Origin of the sequence: Streptomyces sp. NPDC057654, assembly GCF_042800135.1 — a bacterium.
GTDB lineage: Bacteria > Actinomycetota > Actinomycetes > Streptomycetales > Streptomycetaceae > Streptomyces.
The window spans coordinates 1-11,103 of the sequence record NZ_JBHVHQ010000217.1; the positions used below are offsets into that span (position 1 = coordinate 1).

At 68.0% G+C, this 11,103-nt stretch carries 10 protein-coding genes; 4 read left to right on the plus strand and 6 right to left on the minus strand.

Annotated elements, in window-relative coordinates; genetic code table 11:
• Window positions 1–19 precede the first annotated feature (19 nt).
• Entirely contained in the window at window positions 20–499 is a 480-nt protein-coding gene (locus tag ACFU99_RS18225; protein WP_384392802.1) for a lamin tail domain-containing protein, read from the minus strand.
• A gap of 280 nt (window positions 500–779) precedes the next feature.
• Here ACFU99_RS18225 and ACFU99_RS18230 point away from each other — a divergent pair, with 280 nt between their 5' ends.
• From ACFU99_RS18230 to ACFU99_RS18245, 4 genes are all read left to right on the plus strand, one after another.
• A complete protein-coding gene (locus ACFU99_RS18230; RefSeq protein ID WP_384392804.1) occupies window positions 780–2,357 on the plus strand; it encodes a molybdopterin-dependent oxidoreductase in 1,578 nt (525 codons plus the stop codon).
• 123 nt (window positions 2,358–2,480) lie between these two features.
• On the plus strand, window positions 2,481–3,155 hold the full coding sequence (locus tag ACFU99_RS18235) for a fasciclin domain-containing protein (protein WP_384392807.1): 675 nt from the start codon (window positions 2,481–2,483) through the stop codon (window positions 3,153–3,155).
• Between the two features lie 25 nt (window positions 3,156–3,180).
• Window positions 3,181–3,768, plus strand: a complete 588-nt coding sequence (locus ACFU99_RS18240) for a sigma-70 family RNA polymerase sigma factor (protein ID WP_384392810.1) — start codon at window positions 3,181–3,183, stop codon at window positions 3,766–3,768.
• On the plus strand, window positions 3,765–4,520 hold the full coding sequence (locus ACFU99_RS18245; protein ID WP_384392813.1) for an anti-sigma factor domain-containing protein: 756 nt from the start codon (window positions 3,765–3,767) through the stop codon (window positions 4,518–4,520). Before ACFU99_RS18240 ends, ACFU99_RS18245 begins: the two co-directional genes overlap by 4 nt.
• Window positions 4,521–4,771: 251 nt before the next feature.
• On the opposite strand, the gene ACFU99_RS18250 is transcribed toward ACFU99_RS18245, so the two are convergent.
• The 5 genes from ACFU99_RS18250 to ACFU99_RS18270 all read right to left on the minus strand — a co-directional run.
• On the minus strand, window positions 4,772–7,135 hold the full coding sequence (locus ACFU99_RS18250) for a hypothetical protein (RefSeq protein WP_384392816.1): 2,364 nt from the start codon (window positions 7,133–7,135) through the stop codon (window positions 4,772–4,774).
• Between the two features lie 89 nt (window positions 7,136–7,224).
• Window positions 7,225–7,884, minus strand: a complete 660-nt coding sequence (locus ACFU99_RS18255; protein ID WP_384392819.1) for a hypothetical protein — start codon at window positions 7,882–7,884, stop codon at window positions 7,225–7,227.
• A gap of 923 nt (window positions 7,885–8,807) precedes the next feature.
• Window positions 8,808–9,146 (minus strand): hypothetical protein, encoded by a 339-nt coding sequence (locus ACFU99_RS18260; RefSeq protein ID WP_384392821.1) that lies wholly within the window; start codon window positions 9,144–9,146, stop codon window positions 8,808–8,810.
• 353 nt (window positions 9,147–9,499) lie between these two features.
• The gene (locus tag ACFU99_RS18265) at window positions 9,500–10,489 is read right to left on the minus strand and encodes a zinc-dependent alcohol dehydrogenase family protein (RefSeq protein WP_384392824.1); all 990 of its coding nucleotides are present in this window, start codon (window positions 10,487–10,489) and stop codon (window positions 9,500–9,502) included.
• Window positions 10,486–11,103 (minus strand): carbohydrate ABC transporter permease (locus ACFU99_RS18270; RefSeq protein WP_384392825.1); only part of this gene is annotated, 618 nt, incomplete at its 5' end. The genes ACFU99_RS18270 and ACFU99_RS18265, both read right to left, overlap by 4 nt.

The window sequence follows — 11,103 nt, forward strand, 5'->3', positions numbered from 1 at the left end:
GCACCGTGGGAGGGCCCGGTCAGTGGTGAGCGTGGTGGCTGTGGCCCCAGTGCTTGGTGTCCACGGTGTGGTGGTTGGCGTTGCGGAGGGTGGCCGTGTCGCGGTGGTCGTCCCACGCGTACTCGCGGCTGTTCTGGAAGACGTCACGCGCCGTATCGTGGCCCCGGCCCGTGTGGACCCGGACGCTCTTGTGGCCGCCCAGAGTCAGGTGGTGGAAGCGGTAGACCTTGTGCGTGCAGTCGCTGGTGAGGGTCCAGCCCTTCAAGTCGACCGGACGCTGGCCGGTGTTCTTCACGGTGACCCACTCCGCGTTGAGGCTGCGGTTGGAGTGGTCGTCGTGCCCGGGGCTGTCGGCCTGGACGGCGCCCAGCACGACCGGCGAACGGTGCTTGCCCGGCGGCGTGGGGTGGCCGGCGGCCGAGGCCGGCAGGGCCAGGGCGGCGGCCATGGCCGCCGAGCCCAGGACAGCGGTGGCGAGACGCGGTGCGAAACGGATCACGTGAACCTCCTGCGAACAGCCCTTTGTTCTGGGGCTGCTGTTACCTGATGCCTGGCCTGTCGCCGGGCGAGCCCCACTGTGGCCCACCGCGAGTGCCGTGGTTGAGGAAGCTGCCGCCCTTTACGAAACACGGACATATGCACACCCGGCATGCGCCAGGCTTACGCGCCTCCGCGCGTGCCCACCCTCCTGCGCCCGCTGTTCACACCGAGCTCCCGCCCCCGCGAAATCTTTTCGGCCTTCCACCAATCCGCCCGCGCCCCCGCTCCGAATACGGGGCATGAGAACGTGGCGCAATCGTCTTCTCCCCGCCGCGCTGGGCGCGCTGAGCGGCCTGGTCGCCGGCTATGTGGCCCTCGCCGTCGCCGAGCTGGCGGCCGTCGCGGTACGTCCCGAGGCCAGTCCCGTCACGGCGGTCGGCGGCGCGGCCATCGACCGCACGCCCGCGGCCGTCAAGGTCTGGGCCATCCGCAACTTCGGCACCAACGACAAGCTCGTCCTTCAGCTCGGCATCGTCGCCGTACTCGCCCTCTTCGCCATGACCCTCGGCACCCTGGCCCGTCGCTTCCGGCGCGCGGCCCCCGCCGGAGTGCTCGTCTTCGGCGTGGTGGGCGCCCTGGCGGCGACGAGCCGCCCCGACTCGCAGGGCGTGCTGGACGCCGTCCCCTCCCTCGTCGGGGCCTTCGCCGCAGCAGTGGTGCTGTACCTGCTCGCCGCGCGGCTGCCGACGCCCGGCGCGGCCCCGGCCACGCCCGGGGAGCGCTCCGGCATCGACCGCCGCGGCTTCGTCCTCGGCCTCGCCGGCGCCACCGCGGCGGCCACCGTCGCCGGACCGCTCGGCCGCTCGCTGAACGCCGCCGACGCCGAACGCGCCGCCGAGTCGCGCGCCATGGTCAAGCTCCCCGCGCCCGCTTCCCCCGCGCCCCCGCTGCCGCGCGGCGTGGACCTGAAGCTGCCCGGTCTGAGCCCGTTCACCACGGCCAACCGCGACTTCTACCGCGTGGACACCGCGCTGACCGTACCCCGCGTGGACGCCGACGGCTGGCGGCTGCGCGTACACGGCAAGGGCGTCGGCAAGCCGCTCACCCTGAACTTCCAGGACCTGCTGCGCCGTCCCCTCGTCGAGCGGGACATCACCATGACGTGCGTGTCCAACGAGGTCGGCGGCCCGTACGTCGGGACCGCCCGCTGGCTCGGGGTGCGCCTCGCCGACGTCCTGCGGGAGGCCGGGGTGCGGGCGCCGTCCCGTGGCGGTCCGGCCGATCAGCTCGTCGCCCGGTCCGTGGACGGCATGACGCTCGGTACGCCCGTCGAGACCGTACTGGACGGCCGGGACGCGCTCCTCGCCGTCGGGATGAACGGGGCGCCGCTGCCGTTCGAGCACGGCTTCCCGGTGCGGATGCTCGTACCCGGCCTGTTCGGCTATGTCTCCGCCTGCAAGTGGATCAAGGACATCGAGCTGACCACGTTCGACGCGTACGACCCGTACTGGGTCAGGCGCGACTGGGCCGCCAAGGCGCCCGTCAAGACGCAGTCGCGCATCGACGCTCCCAAGCCGTTCGCGAACGTCAAGGCCGGCGCCGTCACCGTGGCCGGGGTCGCCTGGGCCCAGCACAAGGGCATCGACCGCGTCGAGATACGCGTCGACGACGGCGACTGGCAGCGGGCCGAACTGGCCGCCGAGGCGGGCGTGGACACCTGGCGGCAGTGGTCGTTCGCGTGGCGGGCCACGCCCGGCACGCACGCCCTGCACGTACGGGCCACCGACCGCACCGGCTACGTACAGACCGCCGCGCGCGCCCGCACCATCCCGGACGGCGCCACGGGCCGGCACTCGGTGGTGGTCACCGTGACCTGACACCCGCCAGGGCCGTGCACCGGTACCCGCGCGACCCGGCATCCGACGTGCGACGCCCGACCACCGCTCGTACTCGTCCCACCTCGATACATCGGACCACCGACACACCGCTTGGAGCACACCATGAACACTCGCATCACGTCCCGCCTCGGCCGCCGCGCCGCCCTCGCCGTCACCGCCGCCGCGCTGCTGCCGATCGCCCTGACCGCCTGTTCCGACGGCGGCGGCAACGACAAGGAGAAGAAGTCCGACGCCTCGTCCTCCGCCTCGCAGCAACCTTCCGAGACCGGCGGCGGGGACGAGAGCATGGACACCGCCGCGTCGAAGCCCTTCGGACCCGCGTGCTCGTCGGTGCCGAAGGACGGCGCGGGCAGCTTCGACGGGATGGCCAAGGACCCGGTCGCCACGGCCGCTTCCCACAACCCGGCCCTGTCGACGCTGGTGGCCGCCGTGAAGAAGGCCGGCCTCGTGGACACGCTCAACAATGCCAAGGACGTCACCGTGTTCGCGCCGACCAACGACGCCTTCAGCAAGATCCCCAAGGATCAGCTGAACAAGGTGCTGGCCGACAAGGCGATGCTCACCAAGATCCTCACCGGGCACGTCGTCGGTGAGAGGATCGCCCCGGCGCAGCTGGCCGACGGCTCCTACGAGACGCTGGCGAAGAGCAAGCTCACCACGTCCGGCTCGGGCGAGTCCTACAAGGTCGACGGCTCTGCCAACGTGGTCTGCGGCAATGTGCAGACCGCCAACGCCACCGTCCACCTCATCGACAGCGTCCTGCTCCCCAAGAAGTAAGGACCGGAGCAGTTCGGAGGCGACCATGCCCGTCACGGCCCCCGGCGGCCCGTACCCGTCCCCCGCCCACGGCGCCCTCGAAACCCTGCTGGACCGCGTCGCGCGCGGCGACCAGCAGGCGTTCGAGAGCCTGTACACGGCGGTGGCCGGCACGGTCCTCGGACTGGTGCGCAGGCTCGTACGCGACCCCGCCCAGTCCGAGGAGGTCGCCCAGGACGTGCTCATCGAGGTGTGGCGGTCCGCCGCCCGCTTCGACGCGCGGCAGGGCAGCGCCATGTCCTGGATCATGACGCTGGCCCACCGGCGCGCGGTGGACCGGGTGCGCTCCGCGCAGGCGGCGGCCGACCGTGAGCAGCGGGCCGGGGCGGGCGCCGCCTCCGTCCCCTTCGACGAGGTCAGCGAGCAGGTCGAACGGCGCCTGGAACGGGAGCAGGTGCGGCGCTGCCTCGGCCAACTCACCGAATTGCAGCGGGAGTCCGTGACGCTGGCCTACTACCGGGGCTACACCTACCGGGAGACCGCCGAGGTGCTGGGCACGGCCCTGGGCACCGTCAAGACGCGGCTGCGCGACGGGCTGATCCGGCTCCGGGACTGCCTGGGGGTGGCGGCGTGAGCACCGTCGATCTGCACACCCTGACCGGTGCGTACGCGCTCGGGGCGCTGTCCGGGCAGGAGGCGGCGGAGTTCGAGCGCCACCTCGTACGGTGCCCGGCGTGCGACCGCGAGGTGCGGGAGCTGCGCGAGACGGCGGCCCGGCTGGCGGTCGCGGTGGCCGAGGTTCCTCCGGCGCAGCTGCGTACGCGCGTGATGGCGGCGCTGCCCGGCGTCCGGCAACTGCCGCCCGTACGGCGCGAGGCCGCGGTCGTACCGCTGCGCCGACGGCTGCGAAACCGGCTGCCGCAGTTCGCGGTCGCCGCCTGCCTGGCGGCGGCCTTGGCCGCCGGCGGACTCGCCCTCGACGCGCGGCACGACGCCGACCAGCAGCGCGACAGCGCCGCCCGCGCCGAGCAGCGCGCGTCCACCCTGAGCGCGCTGATGGCCGCCCCGGACGCCTCCTTCCACACCACCGCGCTCAAGGGCGGCGGCACCGCGACCCTCGTCGCCTCGGAGCGCCAGGGCCGCTCGGCCCTCGTCTACGACGGCCTGCCGGACCTGCCGCAATCCCGTGTCTACCAGCTCTGGTACAGCCGCGGCGGCACGATGGTCCCCGCAGGGCTGCTCATACCGAGCGGCTCCGGTGGCTCCAGCGGTGCGACGCTGCTGACCGGTACGCCCCGGGGCGCCGACGGGGTGGGCGTGACGGTCGAGCCCGCCGGCGGCTCGACCACCCCGACCGGCAAGCCACTGGCCCTGCTGCCCGTATGAACCCTATACGACCGCCGCTCCTGAATTCGGCGGGAAATCCTTTCCCAACCCCCGTCCGGTCTACCGTTGCACGTGTACTGGATCGCCCCAGCGCCATCGCCACTTGATGGCAGTAACCGGGAATAGACACCCCGGCGGTTCCCCAAATCAGGCCTGTGCCACATCAGAACCGGTCTGATCTCTCAGCACCGGTTCTGACCTGGTGTGTCACCGTCGCAGTGGGGGATTTTGAGCCTACGAGCTCGTACCGTTTAGTCCAGGGCCGTTTCCTGGGGCTCCTCGGATTCCGAATCGTCCCCCTTGATTTCCACGGACCTGCGCCGCAGGTTCTCCACGTCAGTCAGGATGCCGACCAGCAGTTTGTGGAGTTCATCCAGTTGGTTCGCCGGGACGAGCGGGGTGTGGCCTCCGACTTCCGGCTCCAGGGCGTGCAGATGGTCGAGTGCGTCACGGGAGCCCTGCACCCCGAGATGGAGTGCCTTGCGATGCATGGCAGCACGCTGGCTCGGAGGTGCCGAAGCGTCTTCGAAGCGCGGGGCCGGAACCGGGACAGCAGGCAGAGCATCTTCGGCCCCCTGAGCAGCGCCATACTGGAACAGTGCCGTCGCCGGTTCCGTGGTGACGGGTACTTCACCGGAAGGAGCACTGGTGTGGACGTCGCGGTTGGCCAGCGCCGTCCCATTGTTCGGTGAGGGCCCCGCCGGAATCCGAACCAGTGCTGAATTGGGTGTCGTTGACGGCGGTACGATCGGCGCCGTGCGTTCCGGATCCGAGGCCTCGACGACATCCCACTCGTACAGTGGCATCGGCACGCCATTGGCGTCGCGGGCGATACGGTCCGGGGCATCGAGATCGACTTTGAAGTACACGTACGGCGCCTCGGTGGACGTGGCCGACTCCTTGCCGGTTAGGCTCTGCCTGGGCACGGAGTTCTGGGGTAGATCGTCACCGCGGAAGGTGTTGGCAGCCAGTGCGAGGGTCCACAGACCGATTTCGTTCGTCGGCCGTGCGAGTCCCTCGATGACCTTGTTCACGTCCGAACGGAAAGGGACGCCGCCTTTCTCCTTCTTGGCTCCCAACGACGAGCCGACGTTCCTGGTCAGAAGCTTGTCGGCGATCAGTGCGACACCGCCGGCCACAGCGAGGGTGCGGCGGGCGTCGTCGTCGCCGTTCATCGCCGGTGCGATCAACTCGATGAAGTCGTCAGTGGGCTGCGGAGTCCAGCCCTGGGTGACGTCGATTGACAGGACGCCGCCGTTGTTCCAGGCGTTTCGCGCCTGCTTGGTGACGAGCTTTTTCTTCGCACGCCAGGGCAGGTCGATGATCGGACCGAGCAGTTCGCCGAACCCCTTCATGCTCATCCGCTGGCCGCCCTTGATCGCCTTGGCCTGGTCCTTGAGAAGCTCCAGGAGGTCCGGCTGCGTCAGGGCGCTGACCAGATAGACGGCACGCCACAAGGCGGCCGCAGGAGGAGCCGGATCGCCTCCGAAGATCTGCGGAAGCTCGGCCACGGGAATGCGGCCGACGGCAAGGCCGTACACCGCTTGGAGATCGGCCGTCTTCCAGCGCGGGTCACCCTGCTGGATGATCCGCTTCAGGGCCCGGGTGATGACCTCGATGTTCTGAGCCGCCGGCTCCCACTGTTTGAACTCGACGTGTACCGAGGCCAGTACCGAACGAATGGCGTCGTCAAAGATATCCTCGGGAGACAGGACCCGGCCCTCGTGTCCCTCGACCCCGACGACGATCTGTGCCGGAACGACATAGGACTGAGCAATCTGAGCGGACCGAAGGCCGGGCGTCGCCCCCTTCATCTGATCGTCGAACTCTCGCCGCAGCCCCTGCCGCCACTGAGCCCGGCTGGCGGCCAGTCGATCCTCAATCCCGGGCCCTGCGGCCGAGGCGCTGCCCAGCAGCGCGTTGGTGGCCAGGGTGGCCACCTCGGCGGGGTCGGTGCCGTGCCCGGCCAGTACGGCCCAGGCGCTGGCGAGCCGGGTGATCCCGTCACGGACGACGAGAAGGTGGATCGACTCTGTGCCGTCCTCGAAGGCGATCTCGGCGGGGTGGGTGATCAGATTACGGGTGACGGAGCGCGTGAGGATGGAGGTCGCGTAGCTGTTGAGCGACAGCGTCGCGTGGATGGTCTGCCACACATGGTTCCGCAGGTGGGCAAGGTTCTCATAGCGATACTGCACGATTGCACTGGGATGGCCCTCATGGGTGATCCCGTGTACTTGCGGGTCAGGTACCTCCGAGACCTCCATGCCAGTACGAGGCTGGGGGCCGGGGAACAACTCGCTTAGCAGGACGCGGGTGACAACCGACCGTAGTGTCGCCCCTTCGACGTTCTCGATCATCAGCAGACCCGAGGGCTCATCCTTCGTCGGGTGGAGCTGAACTGACAGCGCCTCCGGTCCAGTTGAAGCACGCGCTATGGCTTTCAATGAAGCGTCCGGTAGCCAGGTACTTGGATTGGCCAGGCCCGCTGTGGTCACCGCCGGGACGTGACTGTCCGTCGAGTCAGCAGGGAGACGCGGCAAGATGTTGGTAACTCGGATCGTGTCCGTGCCCCAGAGGACGTCGATGGAAAGGGCAGCGGATTGGCTGGTGGTCATGGGCACAGATCTCCAATGTGGTTCGAACTAGCCTGCGGTGGCCGCCACGAAGGGCGGCGAGTCGTCTGAACTCGCCGCCCTGAGGGTCGTTATGTGTATATTTCAGTTGAGCAATCCTTATATTCAAAAAGTAAATCCTGCGGCAGCCAGGTTGGCCTGCAGCTCACGCCCCCATAGCATTTGTGCAGATAGATGACGCGAGCATCGAGCTTTGCGAGCGTCAGGAGCGGCTCGACCTTGGTCGCGTGACAGGAGAGGGTCTCCAGTGCGGGAGATCCCGGTGGGAGGGGTTCAAAATCCGGACAGTCCGCTGTGAGGCTGTACCACTTGACCCCCCGGCTGGTATGGAAGACGGCCAGCCCCGAGGGGCGACCGGCGAGTCGAGTGCACAGCCAGGTGAGCAGGTCACGCTCGGCCTGCTTGGCGTGCCGTTTTGGCATGTGGGCGACGAGCGGTGTGGGGAACTCGGCCAGCGCTTCGATGAGTCGCCCGGTGCGCTGGCGGCCAAGCGCCTGCGCGGCCTTGAGGGTGGCGGTCCTTATGTGGATGCCGTAGCCCCCCTTGACGAGCCTGCGTGGATACAGTAGGGGCCCCGTTGTGCGGATGTGTAAATCGCTGAGAAGCGTGTTCCATCTGTGTAGATGCCTCGGAATCTCAGTATTTGCTAGTTCTAGCGCACATATAGTCTGATATGGCAGCCGTCCGGAGGAGCCGACGAGATAGACAGGAAGATCTTCAGCGCTGCTCATCTGTGGCTCCTGACCGTGCTGTTGCCCAAATGGTGGGTGGCAGGCACCGCCAGTGTGGCTGGCGCGGCCTGTTGGGGTGACCTTACCCTCAAGTCGCGGGCGCGCACGGGAATTTTAAGGGATCTCACAGAAGGATCTTGATATGGCACTGGGGAGAGGGGGGTGGCTCCGCTCCTTGACTGCAAGGGTGGTTCGTCGAAGGCTATGGGAGATCGGCCACGAACCGTGGGTGGTGATTGGGTTGTTGCTCCCCCGGTGTGAACGCTGACTCTGGTGACCGAGCTGTAAGCGGAGCAATGATCGCTTGAGGGTGGCGAACCGGCCGGGCTTCTCGTGCTTCACGATCGATGCAGGTCAAGCGGGGGCGAAGCCATTCGTAAGTCGATCCGAACTCGGTTGGCCGAGGAGGGCAGGTGCTAAGCGCCACTGCCTGACCGGTGGCAACGGCCACCTGCTGCAGTATCGCTGATTGGTGGTCACTAAAACGACGCCACCCGGCTCCTACCCTAGACGGGCCATGTCTCTCCCCTCCGTGGCCGACGGTATCAACCCAAGTGAACACCTCGTGCCGTTATTTCGGTTGCAGTTACGACCGCAACGGCTACCGATGCCGCCTGCGGTAGGCGCAACATCACACTGGGGCACGCCTATTGTAGGCAGGTGCGCGGTTCGTGGCTGGAACGGATCAGCCGGGTGGCCGGGGCGGCCACAACGCGCCTCCACGGACCACGAGACTCCGTATCCGTTGGTAGGTACAGGACGAAATACGGGATGCCTTCTTCTGGCTCGCACATTGCATGATCCACTCTCTCGCAGACTCCCAGCTGCCTGAAGAACTCCCTTAGCTCTCCCCGTACTGGTTGTGGTGGGCGCGTTCGGTATGCACGGTACGCAGGAGTCATACGTGCCGCTTCCGTATCACTTCAGCTCAAGTTGCCCTTGGCCCGCGGGTAGTTGTCCAATACCTGAGGGAGGGGGTTCATCCCGAGCTCATCCAGATGCGCCAGAGCGGCGGCGATGGCCACGACTTCCCCGAGGACGCTGTCACGCTGCATGACCCAAACGAAATCGCTCTCGGATGTCGGCAGTGTCCGCGGCAGAGTGGAGAGACCGATCTTTTCGAACTCTTCGCTGATCTGTGTGCACAGCTCGGAGCTGAGGCGAGCTCGCTCCGGCGCGGCATGCTTCTTGATGAAGTGCATAGAGAAGCGCTTGATGCCGTGATCAACCTCGACCGCGTGCTTGATAATTGTGAAGTCCATAACTCAGTAGCTTACTGAATTAATAAGGGAATTGGGGGACGGATCCCGGATCTGCCTCATTGGGGGCGGATCCGGGACAACCACTCGTCGTGGTGCCATTGCGGAGTCAGGTCGGGGTGCTCCTGGCCTGTCGTACTCGTGCGGTCCCTGACGGGCAGTCTACGAGTCATCGCCGCCGGTCGGCTGACGATGCCCGAAAAGGATCTCCTTGAAGAGATGCAGATCAAGTCGATGCCGGGCCCCGGTTGGGGCACTCGCCCGCCGGGCCGACCGGTAGGGGCGCTCTGTGAACGCCGATTCGATCGTGACCATCATCTGGCTCCCTGACACCGTCCAAGCCCCATCGCAATGGCCTACGGAGCCACCACGATCTTCCGCCCCTTGCCCGCCTTGAAGCGGTCGATCGCCTCGGCGTAGTCGTCCAGCGGCAGGCGGTCGCTGATGAAGACGGAGGGGTCCAGGACGCCCCCGGCGAAGAGGGCCGCCGCGCGCTCGTAGCTGTGCAGGACCGCCATCGAGCCGGTGATGGTGATCTCCTGGTTGTAGATCTTGTACGGCTCGATGACCGCCGTCGTCGCGTAGTCGGCGACGCCGAACTGGAGGAACGTGCCGCCCTTCGCGACGCGGCCCAGGCCGTCCTGGATGGCGGCGGCGTTGCCGGTGGCGTCGACGACGAGGTTCCAGCCCTGCGGGCGGTCGAGTTCGTCGGCGTTCGCGGCCGCCCGCGAGACGCCCAGCGAACGGGCCGTGGCCAGCCGATCCGGGTTGACGTCGAGGACGTCGACGCTGACGGCGCCGGTGCGCTTGGCCAGTTCCAGCATCATCAGGCCCATGGTGCCGGAGCCGTAGATCAGGACCTCCGCGCCGAGGGTGGAGCGCAGCACGTCGTAGCCGCGCACCGCGCAGGACAGCGGCTCGATGAGGGCGGCGTCGCGCACGTCCACGTGCTCGGGCAGGCGCACGCAGTTCGCGACGGGGGCCACCGCGTACTCGGCGGCGCCGCCCGAGACCGTGACGCCGATCGCGCCCCACCGGTCGCAGAGGTTCCCGCGACCGGCCCGGCAGTACGCGCACTCGTGGCAGTACAGCGACGGGTCCACCGCCACCCGGTCGCCGACGGACACCTCCGTCACGTCCTTGCCGACGCCGACCACCTCGCCCGCGAACTCATGGCCGGGCACTACGGGCAGCACAGGAGCGAACTCGCCCTGGAGGATGTGCAGATCGGTGCCGCACAGCCCGCACGCGGCGACGTCGACGACGACCTCGCGCGGCCCCGGCGTGGGGTCGGGTACCTGGGTGACCGATACCTTGCCGGGCGCCTCGATGAGCGCAGCTTTCATTTGACCGCTCCTAGCGAAAGGCCCTGGACGAGTTTGTCCTGGGCGGCGAAGCCGGCGACGAGCACCGGCAGGGACACGACGACCGACGCGGCACAGAGCTGGGCGAGGAAGAGGCCCTGGCTGGTGACGAAGCTGGTCAGGAACACCGGGGCGGTCTCGGCGACCACCCCGGTCAGGACCCGGGCGAAGAGCATCTCGTTCCAGCTGAAGATGAAGCAGATCAGCGAGGTGGCGGCGATGCCCGGCCCGGCCAGCGGGGCGACGATGCGCACGAGGACCGTCGGCAGCCCGGCCCCGTCCATATGCGCCGCCTCGATGACGGATACGGGGATGTCGGCGAGGAAGGACTGGAGCATCCACACGGCGATCGGCAGGTTCATCGACGTGTAGAGGATGACGAGCAGCCACACGTTGTCGAGCAGCCCGGCGTTCTTCGCGAACAGGTAGATCGGCAGCAGCCCGGCCACCACCGGCAGCATCTTCGTCGACAGGAAGAAGAACATCGCGTCGGTCCACTTGCGGACCGGGCGGATGGACAGCGCGTATGCCGCCGGCAGCGCCAGCACGAGGACGAAGAGCGTCGACATCAGGCTCGCCGTCGCCGAGTTGAGCAG